General features: G+C 63.3%; 20 protein-coding genes and 1 pseudogene. 9 read left to right on the top strand and 12 right to left on the bottom strand.

The genetic code is table 11. From position 1 onward, the window contains the following. The first annotated feature begins 95 nt into the window (after nt 1–95). Entirely contained in the window at nt 96–3860 is a 3765-nt protein-coding gene (cobN, locus tag NUV99_02765; protein ID MCR4419054.1) for a cobaltochelatase subunit CobN, read from the top strand. On the opposite strand, the gene NUV99_02760 is transcribed toward cobN, so the two are convergent. From NUV99_02760 to NUV99_02705, 12 genes and pseudogenes are all read right to left on the bottom strand, one after another. Then, the gene (locus tag NUV99_02760; GenBank protein MCR4419053.1) at nt 3857–4033 is read right to left on the bottom strand and encodes a type II toxin-antitoxin system RelE/ParE family toxin; all 177 of its coding nucleotides are present in this window, start codon (nt 4031–4033) and stop codon (nt 3857–3859) included. The two genes, cobN and NUV99_02760, sit on opposite strands and share 4 nt — an antisense overlap. A gap of 78 nt (nt 4034–4111) precedes the next feature. Next, nucleotides 4112–4393, bottom strand: coding sequence for a hypothetical protein (locus NUV99_02755; protein MCR4419052.1), 282 nt, complete (start codon nt 4391–4393; stop codon nt 4112–4114). A 399-nt stretch (nt 4394–4792) separates the two neighbouring features. After that, complete coding sequence (gene pstB / locus NUV99_02750) at nt 4793–5575, bottom strand: phosphate ABC transporter ATP-binding protein PstB (protein ID MCR4419051.1); 783 nt, start codon at nt 5573–5575, stop codon at nt 4793–4795. A gap of 3 nt (nt 5576–5578) precedes the next feature. Beyond that, nucleotides 5579–6499 carry a phosphate ABC transporter permease PstA gene (gene pstA, locus NUV99_02745; protein ID MCR4419050.1) on the bottom strand — a complete coding sequence of 307 codons (921 nt, stop codon included), beginning with the start codon at nt 6497–6499 and terminating at the stop codon, nt 5579–5581. Then, nucleotides 6492–7520, bottom strand: a complete 1029-nt coding sequence (gene pstC, locus NUV99_02740) for a phosphate ABC transporter permease subunit PstC (GenBank protein ID MCR4419049.1) — start codon at nt 7518–7520, stop codon at nt 6492–6494. The genes pstA and pstC overlap by 8 nt, the downstream gene beginning before the upstream one ends. A gap of 293 nt (nt 7521–7813) precedes the next feature. After that, entirely contained in the window at nt 7814–9007 is a 1194-nt protein-coding gene (locus NUV99_02735) for a phosphate ABC transporter substrate-binding protein PstS family protein (protein ID MCR4419048.1), read from the bottom strand. A gap of 187 nt (nt 9008–9194) precedes the next feature. Next, nucleotides 9195–9872, bottom strand: a pseudogene (locus tag NUV99_02730) (response regulator transcription factor). A gap of 134 nt (nt 9873–10006) precedes the next feature. After that, entirely contained in the window at nt 10007–10840 is an 834-nt protein-coding gene (locus tag NUV99_02725; protein ID MCR4419047.1) for a phosphate ABC transporter substrate-binding protein, read from the bottom strand. Between the two features lie 390 nt (nt 10841–11230). After that, complete coding sequence (locus tag NUV99_02720; GenBank protein ID MCR4419046.1) at nt 11231–11749, bottom strand: CCDC90 family protein; 519 nt, start codon at nt 11747–11749, stop codon at nt 11231–11233. A 58-nt stretch (nt 11750–11807) separates the two neighbouring features. Continuing rightward, nucleotides 11808–13616 (bottom strand): NAD(P)H-dependent oxidoreductase, encoded by a 1809-nt coding sequence (locus NUV99_02715; GenBank protein ID MCR4419045.1) that lies wholly within the window; start codon nt 13614–13616, stop codon nt 11808–11810. 212 nt (nt 13617–13828) lie between these two features. Further along, nucleotides 13829–15439, bottom strand: coding sequence for an EAL domain-containing protein (locus NUV99_02710; protein ID MCR4419044.1), 1611 nt, complete (start codon nt 15437–15439; stop codon nt 13829–13831). Between the two features lie 229 nt (nt 15440–15668). After that, the gene (locus tag NUV99_02705; GenBank protein MCR4419043.1) at nt 15669–16490 is read right to left on the bottom strand and encodes a sugar phosphate isomerase/epimerase; all 822 of its coding nucleotides are present in this window, start codon (nt 16488–16490) and stop codon (nt 15669–15671) included. Between the two features lie 307 nt (nt 16491–16797). Here NUV99_02705 and NUV99_02700 point away from each other — a divergent pair, with 307 nt between their 5' ends. From NUV99_02700 to NUV99_02665, 8 genes are all read left to right on the top strand, one after another. Next, nucleotides 16798–19068 (top strand): xanthine dehydrogenase family protein molybdopterin-binding subunit, encoded by a 2271-nt coding sequence (locus NUV99_02700; protein MCR4419042.1) that lies wholly within the window; start codon nt 16798–16800, stop codon nt 19066–19068. A 76-nt stretch (nt 19069–19144) separates the two neighbouring features. Continuing rightward, nucleotides 19145–19960 carry a selenium-dependent molybdenum cofactor biosynthesis protein YqeB gene (gene yqeB, locus NUV99_02695; protein ID MCR4419041.1) on the top strand — a complete coding sequence of 272 codons (816 nt, stop codon included), beginning with the start codon at nt 19145–19147 and terminating at the stop codon, nt 19958–19960. Between the two features lie 285 nt (nt 19961–20245). Beyond that, on the top strand, nt 20246–20830 hold the full coding sequence (locus NUV99_02690; protein MCR4419040.1) for a flavin reductase family protein: 585 nt from the start codon (nt 20246–20248) through the stop codon (nt 20828–20830). A 73-nt stretch (nt 20831–20903) separates the two neighbouring features. Further along, the gene (locus tag NUV99_02685; protein ID MCR4419039.1) at nt 20904–21632 is read left to right on the top strand and encodes a DUF4198 domain-containing protein; all 729 of its coding nucleotides are present in this window, start codon (nt 20904–20906) and stop codon (nt 21630–21632) included. 472 nt (nt 21633–22104) lie between these two features. Continuing rightward, nucleotides 22105–23682, top strand: coding sequence for a [FeFe] hydrogenase, group A (locus tag NUV99_02680; protein ID MCR4419038.1), 1578 nt, complete (start codon nt 22105–22107; stop codon nt 23680–23682). A gap of 55 nt (nt 23683–23737) precedes the next feature. Then, nucleotides 23738–24550 carry a 4Fe-4S dicluster domain-containing protein gene (locus tag NUV99_02675; protein ID MCR4419037.1) on the top strand — a complete coding sequence of 271 codons (813 nt, stop codon included), beginning with the start codon at nt 23738–23740 and terminating at the stop codon, nt 24548–24550. Between the two features lie 220 nt (nt 24551–24770). Further along, nucleotides 24771–25934 carry a Ni/Fe-hydrogenase cytochrome b subunit gene (gene hybB / locus NUV99_02670; GenBank protein MCR4419036.1) on the top strand — a complete coding sequence of 388 codons (1164 nt, stop codon included), beginning with the start codon at nt 24771–24773 and terminating at the stop codon, nt 25932–25934. 120 nt (nt 25935–26054) lie between these two features. Further along, the gene (locus NUV99_02665) at nt 26055–26198 is read left to right on the top strand and encodes a DUF2292 domain-containing protein (GenBank protein MCR4419035.1); all 144 of its coding nucleotides are present in this window, start codon (nt 26055–26057) and stop codon (nt 26196–26198) included. The last annotated feature ends 73 nt before the right edge of the window (nt 26199–26271 follow it).

Below are 26271 nucleotides of genomic sequence, written 5' to 3'. Positions count from 1 at the left end.
AGTACGAACGGGGAGCACCCGGTACCGCCCGTGGGAAAGTGGGGATAACTCAGCCCCGGTTCCCGCAAACCATAGCGGGTGGAGGTGGAGCAGCCTTGTTGAGAGTCATCTTCTGCACCGCTGTAGAGGCGGAGCTGTCAAGCCTTTCCCGGGCGGCGCACAGCCTGGCCGAAGGAGGCGGGCCTTCGGTGGAAGTGGTGGCGCGCTCCCGTACCCAGCTCGAGGCACCGGGGGCGGTCGCCGAATTGGCAGCGGCGGTGCCCGGCTCTCACCTGATGATAGTGCGCCTCATGGGCGACCCGGAATCCCTTCCGGGGTTTGGGGAACTCCGGCGTGTTGCCCAAGAGGCCAGGGTTCCCCTGGCGGTGATTCCTTCCTCGGGAGAGGACCTGCCGGGCGTCATGGCGTTGGGCTCTCTCCCCGCCGAGGACTACGAGCGGGTGGCGGGCTATGTGCTTTACGGCGGGGAGACGAACTTCCGGCAGCTCCTGCTGTGGGCGGCCAACCGGTTTCTCGGCGCCGCTCATGCGGTGGAGGAGCCGAGACCCCGGCCCTGGGAGGGGCTTTACCACCCCGACTTTGCCGAGGAGGCCGCCGTGGCCGCCTACCTGGAAGAGCGGAGGCAAAAGGTCTCGGGGCCAGTAGTAGGTGTGCTCTTCTACCAGACCTGGTGGTTGGCCGGAAACACCGAGTTTGTGGACGCTCTGATCCGTGAGATCGAAGACCAGGGCGGTACCGCGGTACCGGTCTTTCTCTACTCGGCCCGCAACGACGAGCTGGGCTGCCGGGGAATAGAGTGGGCGGTGGAGCACTACTTCATGCGGGAGGGGCGGCCGCTGGTAGACGCCGTAATCACCGCTCTAATGTTCTCGCAGACGGTGGCCAGCTCGTCGGGAGCGCGGCCGGCGGCCCCGGAGAACCTCTATCAAAAGCTGGGTGTGCCCCTTATCAAGGCCCTGGTGTGCCTCTCCTCGCAGGTCGAATGGGAGCAAAGTCTCCAGGGTCTGGGCCCGCTGGAGGTAGTGATGGGCGTGGCACTGCCGGAATTCGACGGCGCCCTCATTACCGTGCCTATTGCCTTCCGGGAGGTGAAGGAGTTTGACCCCCTTACGGGAGCGGCGCTGACGGGCTACCTTCCCGAGCCGGAACGGGTAAGGAAGGTGGCCTCTCTGGCTCTCCGCTGGGCCCGCCTGTGCCGCAAGCCCAATTCGGACAAAAAGGTGGCGGTGATCCTCCACAATTATCCCCCACGGAACGACCGCATCGGCTGTGCCTTCGGCCTGGACACCCCGGCCAGCCTCTACCGCCTTCTGGCGGCCCTGAGGGAGAAGGGCTATCGCGTGGAGGATCTACCGCCGGATGGGGCTGCTTTGATGGAGAGGATCCTGGCCGGACTTACCAACGAGCGGGGCTGGCTTGACCCCCGGGAGATTGAGCGCCGGGCGGTGGCAGGCGTAGAGGAAGGCGTCTACACGACCTGGTTTTCCGGCTTTCCTGTGCGGTCGAGGGAGCACCTGCTTCGGGATTGGGGGCCTCCTCCGGGGCGGGTCTTCGCCTACGGAAACCGTCTCCTGGTACCGGGCATTGTCCTGGGCAACGTTTTTGTGGGCATCCAGCCGGTGCGGGGGTTCCTGGAAGACCCTTCCCGTATTTACCACAGTCCGGACCTATCTCCCCCGCACCACTATCTGGCATACTACCGCTGGCTGCGGGATGAGTTTGGGGCCGATTTGGTCTTTCACCTGGGCAAGCACGGCTCTCTGGAATGGCTTCCCGGAAAGGGAATCGGACTTTCTGCCGCCTGCTTTCCGGATCTGGCCCTCCCGGACCTTCCCCACGTATACCCTTACATTGTTAACGACCCTGGAGAGGGCACCCAGGCCAAGCGCCGTACCCACGCCGCCATCGTAGACCACCTCATCCCGGTGATGATTCGGGCAGACGTCTACGACGAGCTGGCGGAGGTAGAGGCACTGGTGAGGGAGTACCACACGGCCAAGACTCTCGACCCGGCGAAGCTTCCCACCCTGCGGGAGATGATCTGGAAGGTGGTGGAGACCGCCCGGCTGGACCGGGACCTGAACCTGACCCGGGAAGAGGCTGCCCAGGACTGGGAAGGGTTCCTGGAGCGGCTCCATACCTACCTCTTTGAGGTGAAGGACACGCTCATCCGCGAAGGCCTGCATGTGCTGGGCCGGCCGCCGGAGGGGGAGAAACTGGTGGACATGCTTCTCGCCCTCACGCGCCTGGGTAATGCTTCTGCCCCCTCGCTCCGGGAGGAAGTGGCCCGGTTCCGGGGTCTGAATTACGCAGCGCTGGCGGAGAGGCCCGGTCGTTTTCTGCCGGAGTTCGGGCGCACCGGGGCCGAAGTGCTGGAGGAGGTGGACCGTACCGCCAGGGACCTGCTGGTGGCGTTTGCCTCCGAGGGCTACCGCCCGGAAAGGGCGGCCAAGGCGGTGAAGCAGGTGTTGGGCCGGGAAGAGGAGGGCCTCAGCAGGGTGCTGGAGTTCGTGGGCGAGACCCTGGTGCCGCGCCTGGCGGCAACCGAAAGGGAGTTGGGGAGCTGCGTGGCGGCGCTGGAAGGAGGCTATGTCCCACCGGGGCCATCGGGTGCTCCTACCCGAGGAAGGCCGGAGGTGCTCCCCACGGGTCGCAACTTCTACTCCGTCGACCCCCAGGCTCTTCCCACCTCCACTGCCTGGCATACCGGCCGGGCCCTGGCCGAGGCCTTGCTGACCCGCTATCGGGAGGAAGAAGGGAAGTATCCGGAGAGCGTGGGCATGATCATCTGGGCCACCAACACCATGCGCACCGGCGGCGAGGATCTGGCCGAGGCCCTGTACCTGTTGGGAGTGCGGCCGGTCTGGGAGAAGGGGGGACGGGTGAAGGGGCTGGAAGTGATTCCTCTGGGGGAGCTCGGCCGTCCCCGGATTGACGTCACGGTGCGGGCCAGCGGTCTCTTTCGGGACGTGTTTCTAAACCTGGTCCACCTTCTGGATCAGGCGGTGGAGTTGGTGGCCTCGCTCGACGAGCCTCCCGACCGGAATTATGTGGCCGCCCACGTGCGGTCCGAGGCGGAAGAGTTGACGCGTCAGGGTGCGGGGCCGGCCGAGGCGCGGGCCCAGGCCATGTGGCGCGTTTTCAGCGACCCGCCGGGAACCTACGGCGCCGGGGTGAGCGAACTCATCACCGCCAAGAACTGGAAGGACGAACGCGACCTGGCGGAGGTATACGTCACCTGGGGCGGCTACGCGTACGGCCGAGGACTATACGGGCGGGAGGCCCGCTCCGTTTTCCGGCGCCGTCTGGCCGCCCTGGAGGCTACGGTGAAGAACGAGGACACGCGGGAAATCGATATTTACGACAGTGACGACTTCTACTCCTACCACGGAGGGATGGTGGCGGCGGTGAAGGCCCTCCGCGGGAGCGCCCCGCGGTCCTTCGGCGGTGACAGCTCCGATCCCACACGCGTTAAGGTGCGCACCCTGGCCGAGGAGACACGGCACATCTTTCGCAGCCGGGTGCTCAATCCCAAGTGGATCGAGAGCATGAAGCGGCACGGGTACAAAGGGGCCGGAGACCTTTCGCACTTGGTGGAGATTGCCTTCGGTTGGGATGCCACCGCCGAGGTGCTGGAAGACTGGCTCTACCAGGCCCTGGCGGAGAGATACGCCCTGGACCCGGAAATGCAGCAGTGGTTCAAGGAGGTCAACCCCTGGGCCCTGGAGAACATCGTGGCCCACCTGCTGGAGGCGATAGAAAGGGGCATGTGGAAGGCAGAGCGCGAGACGGCCGAGGCGTTGAAGCAGGTTTACCTGGAGGTGGAGGCGGAACTGGAGGCCCGAACCGGCGAGAACTAGCCGCGGTAGGCGCGGCCCCGGTGCGCTACCTCGGCCACGTGGACTTCCCGGCGGTTGAAATCGTACCGGAAGGTCACCCTCCAGTCGCCAACCCGAAGTCGGTACACGCCCGGCTTGCCTTCCAGCTTCGCGATGTCCCCCCGCGGAGGAAAGGGCCGTAGGCTCTTTTCCACCGCATTCTTAATCCTTTTAGTTGGGTTTCGCGTTCGAGATTTTTAAGCTGCCTCATGGCTTTGGGCGAGAGGATTATCTCAAATTCCAAGCTCTTTCCAGGCATCTTCCGCCCTCACACCTTTACCCGCGTCTATCTCCGCGAAACCCCGGTCTATTTCTTCCGCCTCTCCGGGCTCAAGGCTTTCCGCCGGCAGGGCCATAGCTTCCAAGATGATCTTTAGGGCTTCAACCTGGTCGTCCGTAAGCCGGTCGATTAGGGCCTTAACATACTCGCGCGCGACGGCCATCCCTTTCACCTCGATCACATTATAGCGCACTCCGCTTTCCGGGCGCCAGCGCCAGTTTCTTTTCCGGACCACTCTCCCTTGTCGGCTAAACTTAAGCCGGGTGGCTATTATTAGGAGGAAGAGCAGCCCAGGCAGGCAAAAACAAGTAACGGCGCATGGTACCGGGAAAAGGTCGGGGAGGTTAAGTCCGATGGCCCCAGAGATCAAGTGCCGCCGGGGAAGGGTGCCGGGCATGTCCGGTGAGGTCTTGGTGCGGCGGAGGTTGCCTTGCCCGCGCCTACGCCTACCACCGCCGCCCAGACCTGCCCTACGAGGGCGAGTGCCGAATGCGCCGTACCTTCTGGCAGTGGGTGACCGCCCGAGGTGAGGGCCTGCTCCCCGGACTGCCTTTGCGCGATGGCTAAGAGTCCGTCAGTGAAGGCGATACGTCGCTTCGCGAAGGTAGGGCTGCGTAAGCCGGCCGGACGTGATTTACCCGAATCGGCCGGTGAGGTAATCTTCGGTGGCCTTCTGGCGCGGGTTTGCCAGCAGCTCTCCCGCCTCGCCGAACTCCACCAGCCTGCCCTCCAGGAAGAAGCCGAGGTAGTCGGATATCCGCCGGGCCTGGCCCAGGTTGTGGGTAACCACCACCACGGTGTAGCTTTTCTTCAGCTCCAGCAAGAGTTCTTCAATGCGGGCCGTGGATACGGGGTCCAGGCTGGCGCAGGGTTCGTCCAGCAGGATCACCTCGGGCATCACCGCGAGTAAGCGGGCGATACAGAGCCTCTGCTGCTGGCCGCCGGAGAGCTCAAAGGCCGAGCGGTGTAACTTATCCTTGACTTCCTCCCACAGAATGGCCCGCTTCAGGCTCTGCTCCACTATGGCCTCCAGTTCCCCCTTCTTTATCCGGGGGTTGTGCTCCCGCACGGCCAGGGCCACGTTCTCGAAGACGGTCTTGGGGAAAGGGTTGGGGTGCTGGAACACCATTCCCACTCGGCGTCGGACCTGCACCACATCGGTACCCGGGCGGTAAAGGTCCTGGCCGTCCAACAGCACTTCACCCTGCAGGCGAAACCCCGGCACCAGGTCGTTCAGCCGGTTAAGGCAGCGCAGGAAGGTGCTCTTGCCGCATCCGGAAGGGCCGATCAGTCCGGTGATGGAATTGGGTGGAAGTCTCAGGCTCACTTCCCGCAGGACCTGCTGGCGCCCGTACCACGTAGAAAGCCCGGATACCGTTACCTTACCGTGACTACTCTCTGCGTCCGTTCGGTTCATATCTCACTCCTCCCGCGCCCGTGCCAGGCGCCCCAGATAGTCCACGATAAAGTTCAGCACCAATACCATGGCCATCAGCACCAGGCCGGCGCCGAAGGCCTTGGTAGGAGAGTTTCCTTCTCCGGCCGGAGAAGAGTAGTAGATGTAACTGGTTAGGGTGCTGCCGGTGCTGCGTAAGGTCTCCAGCCAGTTCTGGGGATGCCACCAGGGCTCTGGCCCGGTCAGGGTCATGCTGCCGCCCAGGCACAGCCAGACGATGGCCGTGTCTCCGGCAATGCGGCCCACGGCCAGGATCACTCCGGTGATTATCCCCGGCATGGCCGCCGGCACCACCACTTTCCTGATGGTGCGCCATTTGGTGAGGCCCAGGGCGTAGGCGGCCTCCCGGTAGCCGGGGGGCACCGCCCGCAGGGCTTCTTCCATGCACTTGATGGCGTAGGGGAGCACCATCACCGCCATGGCCGCCGCGCACACCAGGAAGCTCCGGCCGAAGGCCCGGCCGCCTTCTACTCCTTCCACCATAGAGCTGAAGAGGGCCAGGCTGGGGTGGGAGAACAGGGCCAGGGCGAAAAGCCCGAACACCACCGTGGGCACCCCGGCCAGGACCTCGATGCCGGTGCGAACCAGGTTCAGCAGCCGGCCTTCGCGGGCGTATTCCGCCAGGTACACGGCGCTGCCAAAAGACCAGGGAAAGGCCAGGGCGACGCCCAGGAGGGTGAGCAGGGCGGTGCCGATGATGGGGGTCAGGATGCCGCCGCTCAGCGCCTCCTGCAGGCTGGGCCGGGGATCCTGGGAGACAAAGTCCCAGCTCAACGCCGGCCCTCCTTTAACCACCAGAAAACCCAGGATCAACCCGCAGATCCCCAGTCCCCCGAGGCCCGAAACCCAGGCAAGAGCAGTTCCCATTAGGTCTCGTTTAGACACCTCTGCCGCCTCCTTCGGCGCTCATTCCTACCACCAGGCGGGCGAAGAGGCTGAGCAGGGTGCAGGACACCAGCAGGATCGTGGCGCAGGCAAACAGGGCCGCCTCGCAGCTGGGCACGGTCATGGCCTCGGCGTGATCCACCAAGTTGGAGGCCAGGGTGCGTACCGGTTCCAGAAAGAAAACCAGGCCGTGCCCCGGGCTGGGCAAATGCGCCACGCTGCCGGTCACCATGGACATGGCCACCGCCTCTCCCAGGGCCTTGGCTGCGGCCAGGACGGCGCCGGCCAGTAGGCCCTTGCGGGCCGCGGGCAGCATCACCAGCACAATGGCCCGCCAGTGGGAGAGGCCCAGCGCCAGGGCCGCCTCCTTGTAGCGGTAGGGAACCGCACGTAAGGCGTCGGTGGCCAGGGCAATGAAGATGGGCCCGATCATCATGCTCAAGACGAGTATCCCGGGAAGAAGCCCGGTGCCGTCCAGGGCGCAGATCCGGATCATCTCAAGGGCCAGCTCGTCGCTTATGAGGGCCTGGCGGATCAGGGGGACCACCACGATCAGGCCGACCAGGCCGTAAATCACCGAAGGCACGGCGGCCAGAAGCCTCACCACCGACTCCAGGCCGGCCTTGAGGCGAGGGGGGCATAGCTCCGCCAGGAATACCGCACACCCCAAACCGAAGGGAAGACACAGCACCAGGGCCCCGGCGGTGGTATAAAGAGTCCCGGCGACCAGAGGCAAGGCTCCGAACTCCCAGACCGGGCTTTCCCCCGGTGCCGACCAGGCCCGGGCGAACTGCTGGTCCCAGTCGGTCCCGGTGATAAAGCCTAAGCCGTTGATGCGCCAGATGGGCCAGGCTTTGAGGAACAGAAAGAACAGGATCAGCAGGATAACCCCGGCGCTGGCGGCGGTAACCAATAGGAGCGCCTTTTGCACCGCCTGTTCCTGGAAATAACGTCCTCGGACCGGGTCAAGATAGGGACGATATAAGGCGGGTTTCCGCGGGGTAGGGGGGAGAACGCTCACCTAGTTTTTCCTCCTTATCGGATCCCATTTGCCGGGGTAGGGCAGCTAAAGGACCCCTGCTTCTCCTTTCCGGCCGTCCGGCTTCCACCGAGCGCCTAAAGTCTCGCCGGGCACCGAACTGGGCGCCGGCGCCGGTGAAGGCGGATGCCCGGGCTTTGGACCGCCGGACCCGCGCCGGCGCAATTCGCGCCCCTTCGGGGCCGGGCCCGGCGCCTGGAGGGTAGGGGACCCTGCCCGCCCCGGTGTCGGAGCGGGCAGGGTGGGACGCCGTCTCGCTTGCCGAGCCGGGCCCTTTACAGGCCGTACTTCACCGGGATGTACTCCCTGGCCACGATCTCTTGGCCCTCGGTAGAGAGCACGAAATCGAGGAAGGCCTTGGCCAGGCCGCTAGGCTGGCCCTTGGTAACCAGGTTGAACGGCCGCACGTACTTGTACTTGCCGCTGCGGGCGTTGTCCAGAGTGGGCTCTACCCCGTCCATCTTGGGCGCCTTCACGCTGGCGTCCAGGTAGCCCAGGGAGATGAACCCCACGGCGTTCTTGTCCGAGGCCACCGCCTGGCGCACCAGGCCGTTGGAGGCGTGCTGTTTGGCTGTCTTTACGACCTCTTCCTTGTCCAGGAAGGCTTCGACAAAGAAGTCGTAGGTTCCGGACGGCACCGTGCGGGAGTGCACTACTATGGGCGCGTTGCCCCCGCCCGCATCCTTCCAGTTGGTAATCTGGCCGGTGAAGATCTTCTTAACCTGCTCTTTGGTGAGGGCGCTGACCGGGTTGGAGGGGTGTACGATCACCGCCACGCCGTCCTTGGCGATGGTAGTCCACACCAGCCCGGCCGGGTCGCCGTCCTTCTGGGCCCGGGAGACGTTGCCGATGTGCACCCGGCCCTCGGCCGCGTCCTTAACCCCTACCCCCGAACCGCCGCCGGCGATGCTGATCCTGACCTGCGGGTGTTTGGCCATGAAGGCCTGGGCCAGCTCCTCGGCCAACGGCTGTACCGAGGTGGAGCCGCTTAGTTTCAGCTCGCCTGCCAGCGGAGCGGCAGCGGTCGAGCCGGTGGCGGTGGCCTGGGAGGTGATGTTCACCCGCCGGACGGCGGCGTCCCAGCTCACCGAAGCCCCCAGGGCCTCAGCTACAAACCGTAAGGGCACCAGCACCCGGCCGGACACCAGGCGGGCGGGAGCGTCCAAAGCCACGCTCTTACCGGAAACCGTGGCCTGTTTCTGGCCCACCTTCAGGATTACGGAAGTGTTTCCCTTTTGGCCGCTTACGGTTTGGGTAGCCGCCTCCCACTTGACCGTGGCTCCTAAAGCCTCAAAGACCGCCCGCATGGGCACCAGGACCCGGCCCTGGTCCAGGACCGGCGGACTGTCCAGGACCAGCTCTTTTCCGTCTACCCGGACGGATATGTCGGCCGCCCGGGCCGCTGCCGCCGGGCCCACCAGGCAGCACACAAGCGCCAGAAGAAGCAGCACCACCAATCCCTTGCGCATGTGCTCCTTGACCTCCCTTGTGGTTAGAAAGGTTCTTTGCCACGGCCGGAAGTGGCCGTTTGCGTGACTATCTGCCCGCATGCTCTACACTTTCCCGCCTTTAGAAGGAACAGGTCGCCTTCGCCTCGAGCCTATCACCCTCCTTCTTGGGCTTGGATTCTACCGGCGGTGAGGGGCGGCCGTTGAAGCGGTAACCTACCCCGCGGACGGTTTCGATGTAGCGGGGGCGCTCCGGATCGGGCTCCAGCTTCTGGCGCAGGTAGCGGACGTGCACGTCCACGGTGCGGGTCTGGCCGGGGTGCTCCCAGCCCCACACCGCCCGCAGGAGCTGCTGCCGGGTGAACACCAGGTTGGGGTGGGACGCCAGATGGTGGAGCAGGAAGAACTCCTTGGCGGTCAGCCGGACCTCCTCCCCCCGGACTGTGACCTGGAAGCGGGCCGGATTGATCACCAGATCGCCGTAGCGCAGCTCCTCGTCGGGCAGCGATTCGGTAGCAAGGGGGCGGAGGCGGGCGCGGATGCGGGCCACCAGTTCCCGGGGGCTGAAGGGCTTGGTGACGTAGTCGTCTGCGCCCAGCTCCAGGCCCAGTACCTTGTCGGTTTCCGAGGCCCGGGCGGTCAGCATGATTATGGGAACCGAGGCGGTGCGCGGGTCTCGGCGCAGGCGCCGGCACACGTCGTAACCGTCCAGACCCGGAAGCATCAGGTCCAGCACCACGAGATCCGGCAGGGCCTCGATGGCGAGCCGCCAGGCGGAATGACCGTCGGCAGCGGTAAGTACCCGGTAGTGTTCCCGTTCCAAGTGGTACTTCACCAGCTCCAGGACGTGAGGATCATCTTCCGCTACCAGTACGGTCAAATGCATACCCGCCATCTCTTGACCCCCTCCGATTTGAACCTAGCAGAACCGGGTAAAATCTGGGCTGGGTCCGGGTTAAAAACCGGTTAAATCCGGTTGGATCGACGCCGGGTGGGGCGAGATCCCGCCTACTCCTGGCCTTACTGCACCGGAATGTACTCCTTGGCCACGATGGCCTGACCTTCCGGGGAGAGAACGAAGTCCAGGAAGGCCTTGGCCAGGCCGGCGGGCTCCCCTTTGGTGACCATGTTGAAGGGCCGCACGTACTTGTATCGGCCGGCGCGGGCGTTTTCCATATTCGGCTCTACGCCGTCTATGACCGGAGCCTTAACGGTGGCGTCCAGATAGCCCAGGGAGAGAAACCCGACGGCGTGCTTGTCCGAGGCCACCGCCTGGCGCACCAGGCCGTTGGAGGCGTGCTGCCTGGCGGTAGCGATAACCTCTCCTCCGTCCAGGAAGACTTCCACGAAGAAGTCGTAGGTCCCGGAAGGCACGGTGCGGGAATGGACCACAATAGGCGCCTCCGGACCGCCTACTTCCTTCCAGTTGGTGACCCGGCCGGTGAAGATGTCCTTCACCTGCTCCTTGCTCAGAGCGCCGATCGGGTTCTGGGGGTTGACGACCACCGTGACCGCGTCCCTGGCAATGGTAGTCCAGACCAGGCCGGTCGGATCGCCGTCCTTCTGGGCCCGGGAAACGTTGCCGATATGCACCCGGCCCTCGGCCGCATCCTTGACTCCGACGCCGCTTCCGCCGCCAGCCACGCTCACCCTCACTTCCGGATGCTTGGCCGTGAAGGCCTGGGCCAGCTCCTCGGCCAACGGCTGCACCGAGGTAGAGCCGCTGAGCTTAAGTTCCCCCTCCAGCGGCGCTTCTGCCGCACCGGGAGGGCTGGCCTCCTGAGCGCCAGTTTGGCAACCTAGGAGGCCGACCAGCAGGGCCCCGAGGGCAACTAACAGTAAGCCTTTCCTCATTCGCCCAATCCTCCTTCCTTGGGTGTACGGTCAGATCTCGCGGCTTGAGCATTAAAGGGACCTTCTGACTATCCTCTGAAGCTCTTCCTCGGGTCGCTTGGGTCGCTCACCCCTGCTCCTCGGAAACCTCACCTCCCTGCCAGGGTCACCGGGCCTAGCGTCGGCTCCGGTCGGTGCGGCCAAGACCGGTGCCGTACGGCGCCAGAACAGTTCCTCGGCAGCGCCACGGAGCGTAGTGCCCCGCACGAGGCCCCTCGGCTCGTTTTTCTAGGGCCGCACTCTTTCTTCAAGCAGTAGGTTAGCAGGAAGCGGTTAAGAGGGTTGGAGAGTTAGGTTAAGCGGGGGTTAAAGATGTAGATTAAAGGTGTAGAGAGGTTGGGCTGGTGGAGTTCACCACTTGAGAAGTTGCGCCAGGGCCAGGACCACCCCGGTGGCGGCGATGATCGTGCCCACGATCCACCGGGTGGTGGAGTGGAGCTCCTGGTGAAGGGAATTCAGGCGGGCATTTGTTTCCTGTTGCAGCCCGGTTACTTCCTGGCGCAGCTTTCCTATCTCGTCTCGTACTTCCTGGCGCAGGTTTCCCACTTGGCCGTGGACTTCCTGTTGTAGCCCGGTTACTTCCTGGCGCAAGTTCCCTACTTCACTGTGGACTTCCAGCCGCAGGCTCCCTATTTCGTCGCGGACTTCCAGCCGCAGGTTCCCTATTTCGTCGCGGAGTTCCTGCCGCAGGTTGCCCATTTCGTGGCGGGTCTCCCCGCGCAGGGAGACTATTTCGGCACGCAGCCCGGCTTCCAACGCGTCGAGGCGGTGTAGCAGATACTGGATAAACGGGTCGAAGCCCCGGTAGGCTCCCGGGCTTTCTTCTCCGGCCGCGATCTGTTTCTTCAGTTCCTCTTCCGGCACTGCCATTTGGTTTCCCTCCTGGCAGCATCTTACCACGGTAAGGGACTGCCGGGCAACGGCTAACTTAAGTACGGTGGGGCCGGCTGGGTCGGCGCAGGGAGCCGTAGGCCGGATACCAGTCTTTAAACCAGGCGGTGAACACCAGGCCCGGGACCAGCAGGAGATTGCGGGCCAGGATCCAGCCCCAGGCAGATCCGGCGGCGTTTTCGGCCAGGGCGAGTACGGCCTGTACCAGGTAAATTCCGCCCCACACGGCGGTGATCACCGCGTTGGTGCGCAGGAAAACCGGTTGCCTCCACAGGGCCGGCGGGTAGCTCCACTTGGAGTATTCGGCCGTGAGGGGAACCTCGGTGGCCAGGGTGCCGAACCAGAGGCCGGCCAGGGCCAGGTAGCCCAGCACCTCGCGGTAGTGGCGGAAGAAATCGCTGCCCGCCAGGGTGGCGGCGGCGAGAAGAAGGAAGTAAAGGGCGGAGCCGGTTTCCATCCCGGTGGCCTGGCGGTAATGGCGGCGGTAGAGCCACAGCGCAGCGGCCAGGGCCAAAGGCAGGCCCAGCTTCACGCCTTCGCCCAGGCCGGGCAGATCCGCGAGAACCCAAAAGGCGATCCAGGGCAGGAAGGCCAGGGTAAGCCAGGCCATGCCCGGAAGGCGGACCGGTCCGGCGGGAGTAGCTTCGGGGGCAGCCGGTGGGGGCGAGGGCTCAGGCGCGGCGGCGGGCGCGGGCTCCGTTGAGCGGGGCTGGCCTTGGGGGCCGGGGAAAAGGTCGGCCAGGCGCAGCAGGAGGCCGAAATCGCCTTCTACCTGATACATACCCTTTACGTAGGCGGTCTGACCGGACAGCTCACCGCGGGCAATCTTGACCCATACCTCGGAAGGAGTGCGGATGGTGAGGTGGGGACGGGCCACGGTTCCCCGGTGAACGGTGCAGCGGCCGGAGCCCAGGCGCAGGACGTAGTGGCCCGGTTCGGCCCCGCTCACCACGAATTGGATGTCGGCCTGGAGGTTGCCGGCGGCAGAGGGATCAAAGGCCAGGGGCATGCCGGCTATGGCCTCGTAAGCGGTGGTGGGGGCCTCTCCGGGCGGGGTCGAAGGCAGGGGAAGGGGCGGGGAAAGTTCCTCCCGGTCGGGAGCGGGGGATTGGGGCTGCTCCTGGGTTTCGGCGCCAGCCAGGTGGCTGTCCCAGTACAGGTTGGCCATGCGGGCGTACACTTCCGCCTCCGCCAGGGGGGTGTCCAGCAACTGCTGGGTTTCTTCCCGTATGCGGCCGTAGAGGACGAATTGTCTTCCCGCTTCGCGGGCGGCGTCCGGGTACCAGCGCAAGGTGTCCGCCAGGGCAGGCTGCCGCAAAAGTTCCCCGCCGGCGCAAAAAATGACGGCGGCCAGTTCCTGGTACGGGTTATCGGTGAAGCGGCGGAAAGTTTCCAGCAGGGCGGAAAAATGGTGCCGCTCGGGAAAGCCCGAGTTGGAAATGAGCACTACCCGTTGTTTATTTCCACCCCGGCGGTAGCGGGGCGGGTGGGCCAGGTGCCTGCCCTGCCAAACCAGGTGGGGGTCTACCCCGGGCAGGTGGCGGTCCAGGAAATCCTTCATCAGCCCGCTGACGGTGAAGACGTAAAGGGGAGTGGCGTACACCAGCGCGTCCGCCTCGTATAAGCGGGGCAGGATCGCCGCCATGTCGTCCCGGTGGACGCATACCCCAGGAGTCTTGGTCCAGCAGGTGAAGCAGCCCCGGCAGGGCTGGATCTCCATCTCGCTTAAGTACAGCGTTTCGGCGCGGGCCCCGGCCTCCTCGGCTCCGGCCAGGAAGGCCTGGAGGATGCGCTCGGTGTTGCTTTTCCGTCCTCGGGGGCTACCGTTAATCGCCAGGATCAGCACGCTCTTGACCGCCTCCCCGCCGGCACCTTCCCCGGTAGGGCCGGGCCGATAAGCCTCATCTGTTTTGAGGTAGATTCTATTTCCCCGCCACCGGTTCCTGCGGGTGGGCAGACCCTTAGGCGTTTTCCGGTTTTCGGCGGTCCTCAACGTATACGCTTCCGGGCAGAGACTTGGCGTAGCGCTTGAGCTGGGCCACTTTTTCGGCAATGGTCTTAAGGTCGTAAGCCCCTTCCCGGCTGCCACCTTCCACCACGGCCAGCGCCTTTGGCCATTTCCAGCCGAATCTTGGTCATGGCTTCCAGCAGCGTCTGCAGAGGCAGAACTCCGGTAAGTTCTCGATCTCTGGTAATCACCACGCAATCGTACAGGCGATGCCGGGGACGGCTGGTCACCATCAGCGAGGCGGCCTCCACCGGAACGTCTTCCTCCACCACCAGCGGCCGGGCGTCCATTAGCTCGACCACCGGGCGGTCCAAGAGCGAGGGCTCCTCATTGGGCTGGGCGAGGCAGCTTTCCAGGCGTTGTCGCGTAAGCAGGCCCACGGGAAAACGGGCCTGGGTAATCACCACTGCCTCGGCGGCGGGATCTTGGTGGAGTTTTTCCCAGGCTTCGCGCAAGGGAGCCTCGCGGCCAACGGTGAGGGGCTTCTTGGCCAGGTGCCCCACCGGCAAAACGTGCCGGAAAGCCCGGTACCGGCCTCTAACCGCCAGGGTAGCTATCTTGTCCTGCACGGTGGGTTCCGGAAGGGGCTTGGGGTACTGAGGCCGGCCGAGGAAGAAACCTTGGCCGAAGTGTACCCCGGTCAGCACCAGGGTAGTTAGGTCCTCCTCGGTTTCTATGCCTTCGGCTATGATGGCCGAGCCGATCTTTTCCGCAAAAGCGGTTAGAGTTTCCAGCAGCGCCCGCTTAAGGGAGTCAAGGTGAATTTGCTTGATTAGGGAGCGGTCGATCTTGATAAAGTCGGGTCGAACCTCGGCAACGGTTTTGAGGCTTGAGAACCCGGATCCCGCGTCATCTACCGCTACCAGGTATCCCTGGCTGCGGTAGTGCTCCAGGGTGCGGTTGAACAGGAGGAAATCCTCGATGCGGTGCCGCTCGGTGATCTCGAAGACGATATTCTGGGGCCTCAGGCCCATAGCCTCGACCCACTTAATGGTTTCTCCGCGCACGAAATTGGGGTCGCTGATGGTTCGAGGATGGAGGTTAAGAAAAAGCTTTTGCGAGGGCGCTAGCTCTCCCAGGTTCTCCAGGGCCAGGCGGCGGCAGACCCTTTCCAGGGGGTACAGCAGCCCGGCCTTCTCGGCAAAGCCGAAGAGCACCTCCGGGTGGTGAAAGTAGCTATCCCTTGGGCCCCGGGTGAGGGCTTCCCAGCCCAGGATGCTGCCAAAGCGGAGGGAAACAATCGGCTGGTACACGGTTTGGAAGCGGGCTTGGGCAATGAGTTCGCCGAGCTCGCTCAGCAAAGGAGCGGTTTCCAGGTTGGCGGGGCTGATCGCCCGGCGGCGCGCCTCCCACAGGGCCTGGCGGAGGTGGACTTCGGGGTTGGGCAAATCCAGGTCCACCGGGGCGTAGCCCGCCCGGACCTCCGGCTCTCGGCCGGTCTGGCGCAGGTGCTCAAAGCGTATTCTCTCCTTCAGAGCCAGAACCGCGGCGCAGGCGGTCCTTTGCCGGTGCGCCGGCCCCACCGGGCCGTCGGCGGCCAGCAGGACGGTCAGGGCCCCGTTGGGCAGGTCCTCCACCGCCAGGATTTCACTGTCGGGCAGGGTTTCGGCCAGGATCTTTTCCAGGCACTCCCTGGCCCCCGGCCACAACCCAAAACCCATCTGCTGGGGCTGGGCCTCCAGATAAATTAGGACTGCCGGCCCGGCGCGTTTGGACCGGAGGCGAGGTGAAGACCCTTCGTTTCCGAGGATACCAGACTGTTGGCAGTTATCCGTGCCCGTCAGACTATCAACGTCCACCCCCGCTTCACCTCCTTATGCGGGGTCGTACCGGACCTTTCTTTCGACCTGCCTGTGGCTTTAACCCGGAGGGAGCCAAACCCGCGTCGCCTCAAACGCCGGCCGGCGTTACCCTTTCGGCCGCCAAGCCGCTGAGGTAGCGGGCGTGCGCCAGCACCTCCGGCGCCGAGGCGCGGTGGTATTCCAGCACCAAAGCGGGTTGCCAGAGGCTAGTTTCCAGCACCGACCACAGCAGGCCGAAATCGATAGCGCCCTGGCCGATGGGCAGGTGTTCGTCCACTTGCCCGTGGTTATCGTGGAGATGTAAGGCCAAAAGCCTATCCCCGAGTTGCACCAGCACTTCCGGCATATCCCACCGATTGACAAAGGCGTGACCGACATCCAGAACCGCATAAAGGTGAGGGATTTCGCGCACCAGCCGGACGAACTCCCCGGCGTCGAAGAGCTGCGTGGGTCCGTAGCCCACGTTTTCCACCGCCAGCCTCACTCCGCTCGACCGGGCTTTCTCCGCCAGCTCTCCCAGGGCCTCTTTGACAAGCCGCTGGGTTGCCGAACGCGAGAACAGGTAACTGGTGCCGCTACAGGGGTGGACCACTAGGTACTCGCAGTCTAGCTCCGCGGCCGCCAAAACGGAACGCTCCAGCACCGCCTTGGTAAGGCTTCGGAGGCTGGAGTACCTTTCGGAGGCCAGGTTTAGGTCGTAGAAAGGCGCGTGAAGGCTACGGCGGCCCTGGTGGTCACGTAGCAGGGTCCGCACCAGGCCAACAGCCCTTTCCCAGTCCTCCCACTCCGGCCCTTCGGCGAATAATTCTACGCCCAGCCTCAGCTCCGGGGCAGCGGTGACCAACCTAACCAGTTCCGGTGGGTTGTTCAAGGCCATGGTACTGACGGCCACCTGGCCGGGGGTGAACATCACCGGTCCCTCCTTGCCCGGAATTGTTCTTGGTGGATCCGACCGGGATCATAATAGCCGCCTCGAATTAAGGTGCCAAAAAGATTTTGTTAAGCCTGGGTCAAACCTTTCCCCAGGGCACTTCGGTCAGGTTTTGGCTGAGCGGTAATTGAGAGCCTTTTGAACCTATGATAGAATCGCCTCAAAGTCAATCGCAGTCTTTAGGAGGGGGGTGGTTACTGGTCATGATCGAGACCGGTTACGAGCAGCGGGGAAGCGGAGCCGGAGCCGAACGGATCATCCTTACGGGGTGTAAGGGGTGAGGGTGGTGGGCGGTAATTACCGCTACGTAGGCCAGCCATTCCCGCGACGGGATGCCATGGAAATAGTTACCGGTAAGGTGCGTTACCTTGATGACCTCGAGATGCCCGGCCTTCTGTACGGCCAAGTACTGAGAAGCCCTCATGCTCATGCTGTTATCAAACACATTGACAAGAGCAGAGCCCTGGAACTGGAGGGCGTCAAGGCGGTCTTAGCCTACGAAGACGTCCCTCCCGGATGGAGGGGAGGTACGCCGCGCTACACCCGGGTGCTGGACCAAAAAGTACGCTTTGCAGGAGATGCGGTGGCGCTGGTGGCGGCCACCAGCGAGGAGGTCGCCCGGCAGGCGCTGGACCTTATCGAGGTAGAGTACGAGGTTCTTCCGGCGGTATTTGATATTGACCAGGCTCTGAAGCCCGATGCTCCTCAACTTTTCTCCGAGTTCCCCGGTAACGTGGTGCCGCCCGGCATGCCCATCTTTGGCCCCAAGTGTTTAAAGGAACTGGTGATGGGCGACGTTGAAAAGGGCTTGGCCGAAGCCGACCTGGTCGTGGAAGGTACTGCCGGCTACGAAGGCCTCGCTAATCCTTTGCCGGCGGAACCACCGGGCGTCATTGCCCTTTGGGAGGAACCCAATCGGGCCACCTTCTGGCTGTCCACCCAGTTTGCCTACCAAGACAAGATCATCCTTTACCACGCACTGAATAAGGAGGTAGAGGTTAGAACCATCGGCCTGCCGTGCGGCGGAAGCTTCGGTTCCAAAATCCTGGCGTGGCCCTTATACTGCTACGCCCTCCTGCTCAGTCGGGCTACGGGGCGGCCGGTCAAGATGGTCATGAGCAAGGAGGAGCACCTGGCCGCCTTCACTCTGCGCCTGGGTTCGCGAATCCAGGCCCGGGTGGGGCTAAAGAAAGACGGCACGGTGACCGCAGTAGCCGGGAAATGGTTCGTGGACACCGGGTACTACTCCATGACCACCCAGGCTCAGGTGGCGGTGGGCCTCGGTGAGGTGCAGATACTGCTGCGCTGCCCCAACTGGGATCTGAAGACGGCTATAGTCTGCACCAACCGGGCCCCTTCCGGTCAAATCCGGGGGTTCGGTGGCCAGGAGCTGGAGTGCTCACTGATGCCGGTGCTATCGCGGGCCCTTGCCGAACTGGATCTGGATCCGTTTGAATTCCTGAAGAAGAACTATGTCAAACCCGGCGACGGGTACTACTGGCGGGACGGAAACTGGTACACTTACCGGGGGCCGGACTACGCTGCCGCCATGGAGAAGGGAGCAAAGCTCTTCGGCTGGAAGGAGAAATGGAAAGGGTGGTTAAGGCCGACGGAAGTTCGGGGCTGCAAGCGCACGGGAGTAGGCGTGGGCGCACACGGCAACGCGGACATCGGCGAAGACGCCTCCGAAGCTCTGGTGCGCCTGCACCCGGAAGGCAAGGCGGTAATCTTTTGTTGTGTAAATGAGTTCGGCACCGGCAACTGGAGCAATTACATGAAGATGGCGGCTGAGGTATTGCAACTACCGTTAGAACGGGTTTCTTTCGCCCCGGCGGACTCTTTAATCACGCCCTTTGAGTTCGGCTCGGTAGGCTCCCGAGGCACCTATGCCATCGGTAGCGCTATTATCCGGGCCACGGAAGATGCCAAACGCCAACTTTTCGAGCTCTTGGCTCCCAAATTGGGCGTGGCTCCGGAGGAACTAGACACGGAAAACGGGGAGGTATTCGTTAAGGCCGATCCCAAGCGGCGACTGTCCTGGAAAGCTATGGGCGTGGACCGCACCATAGTGGGCTTCGGCCGCTTCGAGCCTGATTTTACCCTGGCCAACTGTCTGATGAGCTTCGTAGAGGTGGAGGTAGACACCGAAACCGGGGAAGTAAGACTGCGGCGGGTGGTGAACGCCACCGACGTAGGACAGATAATCGACCCCTTGGGAGTCCAAGGGCAACTTAACGGCTGTCTGGGCTCGGCCGGGATTGACAGCGCCATCTTCGAAGAAACGGTGCTCGATCCCAGGCACGGTTGGGTGCTTACGTCTAATTTGGCTGATTACAAATGGCGCACCTTTGCCGACCTGCCTCGCATTGAAAACGTGATACTGGAAACTCCCTTCCCCAGTCACCGCTTCCGGGCGGTCGGCGTAGGCGAGATTGCCACCTCCCCCGGACCGGCGGCGGTGTTGATGGCGGTATCGAACGCCTTGGGCACCTGGGTGACCGAATATCCGGTAACGCCGGACAGGGTGCTGAAGGCGCTAGGGAAAGTCAAGTCCTAGCCCATTATAACGTCCGGCGTAACGGCCGATCGGGTCCCAGACGCCTTTGGCCGGCGAAGAAAGAAGGGGAACGAACGTGAGGCCGGAAACGGTGGTGATCAGGGGTGCGGGTGAGCTGGCTACGGGAATTGCCCACCGGCTGCGGCGGAGTGGTTTTCCCGTGGTGATGCTTGAGCTACCCCAGCCCACAGTGGAAAGGCGGACTGTAGCCCTGGCTGAAGCCGTTTACGAGGGGGAGGTTACTGTAGAAGGGGTCCGGGGCATAAGAATCGAGGAACCGGGCGCGGTACAGGGGGCATGGGCTCGAGGGGCGGTTCCGGTTCTGGTTGACCCCGAGGCCCGCTGCCTGGGGCAACTGAGGCCGACAGTTCTCGTGGACGCCATCATGGCCAAGATGAATGTGGGTACTCGTAGGGACCTCGCCCCGGTGGTGATCGGGGTGGGGCCGGGTTTCGTCGCCGGTCTGGACGCAGACGCGGTGGTGGAAACCCAATGCGGCCATTACCTGGGCCGGGTGATATATCGGGGCGCAGCCGACCCCCACACCGGGGTACCAGGAGAGATACTGGGCTACTCCGAGGAGCGGGTACTGCGGGTGCCGCCGGAGGCGGCCGGCCGCTGGGAGCCGAACGTGGAAATCGGCCACAAGGTAAGCGCTGAAGAGGTAGTGGCCTGGGTAGGAAACACGCCCGTCCGTAGCCGTATTGCGGGCGTGGTAAGGGGCTTGCTACGGCCGGGACTGGAGGTGAGGCCGGGGCAGAAGGTGGGCGACGTAGATCCTCGTGGCCGCGCGGAGTACTGCTTCAGCATCTCCGATAGAGCCCGGGCGGTGGCGGGCGGGGTGCTGGAGGCAATCTGCCATCTCCTGTGGGTTAACCCACCTCGGAAGTGAGGGAGGCGCAGACGGCCATAGGGTTTTAGCAGGAACCTGTCGATTTCCGGTGAATTTAAGAAAACACTGGGAGGCGGCTGGCCGGAGCCAGCCGCCGGGCAAGAAGCACGCTTGGAGCCTTAAGGAACTTTAAGACCATGGAGGTCTTCTCCGTGGCCTTTGTTTTTTCAGGAGGTGAGAAAGGATTGCATCTATGGCGGGAGGAGGCTCTTGGCAGGGTAGCCCGGCACGAAGGGTGATTCAGAAGCCGGTCGGCGGGATACCGGTATATGGAGGGGAGGAAGCGTGATTCTGGCCCCGCACAAGAGGGAACAGATAATGCCCCTACCGGTGGTGCTGATCTCCACCGTGGGAAAGGACGGGGTGAACAACATCGCTCCCTGGTCGTGCATCACCCCCATACTGAGGCCGCTCCAGGAGTTGCTTCTGGCCTCCTGGATCAAGCGGGACACTTTACGCAACATCCGGGATACGGGCGAGTTCGTGGTCAACGTGCCGGGAGCGGACCTGGCGGAGGAGGTAATGATTTGTTCGCGCAACTACCCGCCGGAAGTGGACGAGTTTGAAGAATCGGGCCTGAAGCCCCGGTCTTCCCGGAAAGTTAAGCCCCCTGGGATCGAGGGCTGCCTGGCCTGGGCGGAGTGCACTCTGGTAGAGGAGATCAGCCGGGAAAAGTACTCGCTGGTGATCGGCCGGGTAGTCCACCTGGAGGCGGATGACCGGTTCTTCAACCAAGCCGGGGAGATGGACTACGAGCGGGCCAAGCCGCTGTGCGTGATGCTCGGCGAGCGCGGTTCCTGGTTTACCCGGCCGGTCTTCGCCGGCCGCTACGCGGAGTACGCGGAAATGTTCGTGAGGCAGAAGGACTAGCGCCCTCCTGGGTGCTTGGCTGGGCTCGCTGGCCGGCTCGAGCAAGGGCAAAAGGCGGAGGGAGGTGTCGCTAATGTCTAATGCAGGGCCAGGCTGTGAGATCTGGGTATTGCCGGAGGCCAGCCACGGCCACGCGGGGCGCGAGGTGCGCTGCCGGGTGTTTTGCGGGCACGCGGGACGGCCTGGCGGCCTGGCGGACCGGAAGCGGCTTTCGGCTTGGGTGGCGGCTGCCGGCGGGGCACGCATTTCTCTGCCGGTAGACCCGGGTGATAACACCTCTCATAGGTTGCGGTTTACCCCCGACCGGGAAGGTTTTTGGGCCGTGACGGTGGAAAACAATGTGGGGCCGGTGGCCGTTATCCGAGAGGGCTATTACCGGCAGAGCACCGACGCCCGCGAAGTCGGCTACTACTACCAGTACGCCAAGACTTGGGTGGAGGTGGGGCATCTTGGCCGCCCTTACGTCGCGCCCGAGTCCTCCTTCGAGGCGGGCTATCTCGGCCACGAACTGGAATTGGCGGCTGCCCCCGGGGTTTATCGTGCGGGTGAGGAGGTCATCCTGGAGGCACGTTATCGCGGCCACCCCATGCCCGGAGCGGAAGTTAGGGCCACCTGGGTTCAGCGGGAGGAAGAAGGCTGGGCGCTGGTTCAGACCGCGGATGCGGCGGGAAGGGCAAGGTTTGCCTTGGCCCACCCCGGGCACTGGCTGTTCTATATCCGGCACGTGATTGACACCCCGGATGAGGAAGAGTACGGCCGGCGGGTGTACAGCGCCACCTTGGCCCTCCTGGTGGTTCGCTAGGCCAGAGGCACCACCGCGGCCCAGCCACTGGCCCGAGGCGTTCGGGCGGGACGGGGCCCGCCCTCCTGTGCCTTCCAGTGGAGGAGATGCGGCGCCTGAAAAAGCGACTGACAAGCAGCACCGTCATAGGGTCGAGCAGGAATCCGCCGTTCCCCGTCGAATAGATTAGCAACAAGGATGCCGGCTGGCCGGAGCCAGCTACCGGGCAACAAGGCATGCCTGCGTTAAGGATCCTTAAGACCATGGAGGTCTTCTCCATGGTTTTATCTTTTTGGAGTGGCAGCGGACCTGGGGCCACGGAGGCCTCAGCCCGGCAGCAGCCGGGCGGGGTTGCCGTGGCCTTCTTGCTTTGGGAGGGTCGGCGCGTGCGGACGGGAAGAAGCCGGGGTTGGGACTGCCCTCCTGGATACCAGCCTCAAGTTCGTTATTCCTCACGAGGTATTCGTCGCGAATTTGGTTGGAGGAGAGTGCTATGGAGGCCAGAACAAACGCCATGGATCCGGAGAAGAGAGAACTTACCCGCCGTTCGTTTCTCAAGATGGTGGCCGGTAGCGGATTACTTTTGGGGCTGAGCGGCCTGCTGGGCGGCTGCATGGAGGATAAGAGCCCGGCATACGTGGGCGGGAAGGGCTGGCTGCCGTATCAGTACGACCTGCCGGGCCATCTGCCGGCCCAAGTGCGCGGCCGCGTGCCCATCGATCCCGATAACCCTTCCCTCAGCCGCGACGATCAAAAGTGCGTACTGTGCGGGCAGTGCCTGGAGGTTTGCCAGAGCGTGCAGAGTGTCTACGGCTATTACGGGCTACCGGTCATAGACGAAACCATCTGCATCCACTGCGGCCAGTGCTCCCTGTTCTGCCCCACGGGTGCTATCCGCGAGCGCGACCACACCCAAGAAGTACTGGCGGCACTGGCGGATGAAAGCAAGTTCGTGGTGGTTCAGACGGCACCGGCCACCAGGGTGTCCCTGGGCGAGGAATTCGGCCTGCCTCCCGGCGCCTGGGTGGAAGGGCAACAGGTGGCGGCGCTGAGAAAGCTAGGTTTTGACGCCGTATTGGACACCAACTTTGCCGCCGACCTGACCGTAATGGAGGAAGCCACCGAGTTGATCAAGCGGATCAAGGGCGAGGCCAAGCGGCCCCTGCCGCAATTTACCTCCTGCTCGCCCGGGTGGGTCAAATTCTGCGAGTATTTTTATCCGGAGTTACTACCCCACCTTTCTTCCTGTAAGTCGCCCCAGCAGATGCTCGGCGCTCTGGTCAAGACCTATTACGCCGGCCGGAGAGGCGTAGATCCCGGCAACATCGTTTCGGTTTCCGTCATGCCCTGTACGGCCAAGAAGTTTGAGGCCCGGCGGCCGGAGATGAATGCCAGCGCAAAATACTGGCAGCGCCAAGATTTGCGGGACGTAGATGTTGTGCTTACCACCCGGGAACTGGCCCGGATCCTCAAGGAGAAACAAATCGACCTGGCCGCTCTCCCTGAGGAGCAATACGACCAGCTTATGGGTGAGAAAACCGGAGGGGCGGTGATCTTCGGCGCCACCGGAGGAGTCATGGAGGCCGCCGTGCGCACCGCCTACTTCTTCATTACCGGCGAAGATCCTCCCGCCTCCTTTTTAAACCTTACGCCGGTTCGCGGCCTGGCCGGGGTGAAGGAGGCGGCGGTGGAGATGCCGGGCGTAGGCACCCTCCGGGTGGCTGTTTGCCACGGCATGGCCAACGGGCGCAAGGTCCTGGAGGCCGTGCGCCGGAAAGAGACCCCCTGGCATTTTGTGGAGTTTATGGCCTGCCCGGGAGGCTGCATCGGCGGCGGCGGGCAGCCCCGTACGGCCGTGCCGCCCACCGATGCCCTGCGCGCCCAACGCATCGCCGCCCTTTATAGGGCCGACGCGAGCCTTGGCAAACGCAGTAGCTACGAGAATGCGGAATTGGCCGCTCTATACCAGGGGTTTCTCAAGCACCCGATGAGCGAACTGGCCGAGGAGCTGCTCCACACCCGGTACTACTCCCGGGCCGACAAACTGCGGCCCCTGTCTCTGGCGGGGTAGCAAACCGGCCGCCTAAGTAAAGGGCCAGGAAGGTAAACCGGAAAGGGTGGTAGCAATGGGTCGTAGCCAGGCCGTGTTGGTAGATATTACTAAATGCGTGGGATGCGAGAGCTGCGTGGTCGCCTGCCGGTTGTACAACGACCTGAAGCCCGGTCCAAGAGCCGGCGGGGAGGCCAAACCCGACGGGCCGGCTGAGCTGGCCCCTGACCGGTGGACGGTGGTGCAGTCCTTCCGGGTGGAGAAGGACGGGAGCCGGGTGAGGCGCTTTGTGAAAAGGCAGTGCTTCCACTGCCTCGACCCGGCCTGCGCTTCCGCCTGTTTCGCCAAGGCCCTGCAGAAAACCCCGGAAGGCCCGGTGGTTTACAATGAAAAACTTTGCGTGGGCTGCCGCTACTGCATGATTGCCTGTCCCTTTGAGGTATTAAGGTACGAGTGGGACAAACCGTTTCCCAGGGTGCTCAAATGCCAGATGTGCCTGGCGCGAATCGCAAACGATCAAATGCCTGCCTGTGTAAGCGCGTGCCCTACTGGCGCCCTAACCTTCGGGGACCGGGACAAGATCATAGCGGAAGCCAGGCAGCGCCAGTACTCCCGGCCGGACCTTTACGTGAGCCAGATATACGGACTGACCGAAGCCGGAGGCACCTCCTGGCTTTACCTCTCGGACGTTCCCTTTGAACGGCTGGGGTTCCCGACCGGGGTTCCGGAGAGGCCGCTCCCGGAGTATACCTGGGCGGTGCTCCGCTGGACCCCGCACCTATTCGTGGGCTGGGGGGCCCTGCTGGCGGTCATGTACCTGTACAACCGGCGCCGAGCGGTAGCCCATTCGGAAGAAGAGATGTACGCCCCGGTGGATGCGGAGGAGTAGCGGACTGGTATCGCCAGGCAGGTAAACGGGCCGCCCGGTTACCCCTTAGTTGACGGCGTGCGGTTGCCCGGGAAATTGGCAACCGACGTGGAGGACCGCTCGCCGGAACAAGCAAAATGCGGTAACGGATGGGGGAATAAGGATGAAAAAGGTGCCAGAAGGGAATTGCTCCGTTAGGATTATACCCACAGTTGGGCCGGGGCTAGCCTTCTTCTTCCGGATGGAAGTAGGGAATTGGTCCTTTAGGATCACGCTTCCCAGGGTGGTACTAATCGGGCTGGTATTAGTAGCAGCCTTAACCGCCTTGTATCGCTTCATCTTCGGCCTGGGCGCGGTGACCAACCTGAGCGATCAGTGGCCGTGGGGGTTGTGGATCGGTTTCGACCTGCTGTGCGGCATCGCCCTGGCCGGCGGCGGCTTTAGCACCGCCCTGATCGTGCACGTGCTGCACCGGGATAAGTACCTGCCCGTAGCCCGCGCGGCGCTGCTTACCTCCTTAATAGGCTACCTGGTGGCGCTGGTGAGCCTGTTTCTGGATATCGGACGTTGGTACAATTTCTGGCGGCCGTTCTTTTTCTGGGGCTACCACTCGGTGCTGTTCGAGGTGTTTTGGTGCATTTCTCTTTACACGCTGGTTCAAATCTTGGAGTTCGGCGAAGTCTTTTTCGAGAGGGTAAGAGCCCCCGTCCTGAAGGGCTTACTGCAAAAGCTGATGCCCCTCCTGCTAATCCTGGGTATTGTGTTACCCACCCTGCACCAGTCGTCGCTGGGCTCGCTATATGTCATAGCGGTAAACAAACTGCACCCGCTCTGGTGGTCCATGCTGCTTCCCTTCTTTTTCGTCTGGTCCGCCTTTTTCCTCGGCCCGGCCATGGTCACCCTGGAGGGAACTCTGGCCGCCCGGGCTTACCGGCGGGAGCCGGAGACGCCGTTATTCCGAAGCCTGACCCGGGTGACCCTGGGGATGATGCTGGTTTACCTGGCCGTAAAGCTGATCGACCTGGGCTACCGCGGCGCCTTTCCCCGGCTGTTCGAGGGCTCGTTTGAGAGCCACATGTACCTGGTGGAAATGGTCGGGTTCGTGATTCTGCCTATTATAATGTACGCGGTTCCGGCCATAAGCCGTAAGACCTGGGGGGTGCTGGCCGCCTCTTGCCTGGTGGTGGGCGGGGTCGTATTCAACCGCCTCAACGTGGTATTTACCGGCATGGCCAAAGCGGCCGGGCAGCCCTATTTTCCCAGCGTCTGGGAATTCCTGATTACCCTGGGGATGTGGAGCGCGCTCATCCTTGTCTATTGCTTCCTGGTGGAAAACTTTCCGATACTGCCCAAGGAGAAGCATAGTTCCCCTGGGGAAGGCGACAAGTGTCCGGAAAGGGGCTGACGCAAGGATCTAGACGATCGAGGTTTCAAAGTTGAGATTGACAGACTGGCCGTCGCAGACTATCATCTACCCGGAGCAGTCTTCCAGTTTCCTATGGGGCCCTACAAAGGTGGTGGAACCTTGAGCAGCGTCCGGCAGTTGACCACCAAAGAGGCTAACCTGATCCGGATTATCCGCACTACCAAGTCCGGCGAGATCAAGATTATCATTCACGAGGGCCAGCCTGTAAGGGTAGAAGAAAAGAAGAGTTCTATGGAATTGTAAAGCAACGTCCCTGCTAGTTTGGTGGCGCCGCCTATAGGGCGCCACGGGATTGGCGTTCGAGGGCGAATATTGC

The sequence above is a fragment of the Clostridia bacterium genome (assembly GCA_024653205.1).
GTDB lineage: Bacteria > Bacillota > DSM-521 > Neomoorellales > SLTJ01 > JANLFO01.
Note: the sequence above shows the minus strand (reverse complement) of the source record. Positions and strands in the feature narration are given on the sequence as shown.

What these genes read in the sequence shown, in the direction of transcription:
- pstB (MCR4419051.1), bottom strand. Translation starts at nt 5,575, where the DNA reads ATGAACCGAACGGACGCAGAGAGTAGTCACGGTAAGGTAACGGTATCC.
- NUV99_02735 (MCR4419048.1), bottom strand. Translation starts at nt 9,007, where the DNA reads ATGCGCAAGGGATTGGTGGTGCTGCTTCTTCTGGCGCTTGTGTGCTGC.
- NUV99_02725 (MCR4419047.1), bottom strand. Translation starts at nt 10,840, where the DNA reads ATGAGGAAAGGCTTACTGTTAGTTGCCCTCGGGGCCCTGCTGGTCGGC.
- NUV99_02720 (MCR4419046.1), bottom strand. Translation starts at nt 11,749, where the DNA reads ATGGCAGTGCCGGAAGAGGAACTGAAGAAACAGATCGCGGCCGGAGAA.
- NUV99_02710 (MCR4419044.1), bottom strand. Translation starts at nt 15,439, where the DNA reads ATGGGTTTTGGGTTGTGGCCGGGGGCCAGGGAGTGCCTGGAAAAGATC.
- NUV99_02705 (MCR4419043.1), bottom strand. Translation starts at nt 16,490, where the DNA reads ATGTTCACCCCCGGCCAGGTGGCCGTCAGTACCATGGCCTTGAACAAC.
- NUV99_02685 (MCR4419039.1), top strand. Translation starts at nt 20,904, where the DNA reads ATGTCTAATGCAGGGCCAGGCTGTGAGATCTGGGTATTGCCGGAGGCC.
- NUV99_02680 (MCR4419038.1), top strand. Translation starts at nt 22,105, where the DNA reads ATGGAGGCCAGAACAAACGCCATGGATCCGGAGAAGAGAGAACTTACC.
- NUV99_02675 (MCR4419037.1), top strand. Translation starts at nt 23,738, where the DNA reads ATGGGTCGTAGCCAGGCCGTGTTGGTAGATATTACTAAATGCGTGGGA.
- hybB (MCR4419036.1), top strand. Translation starts at nt 24,771, where the DNA reads ATGGAAGTAGGGAATTGGTCCTTTAGGATCACGCTTCCCAGGGTGGTA.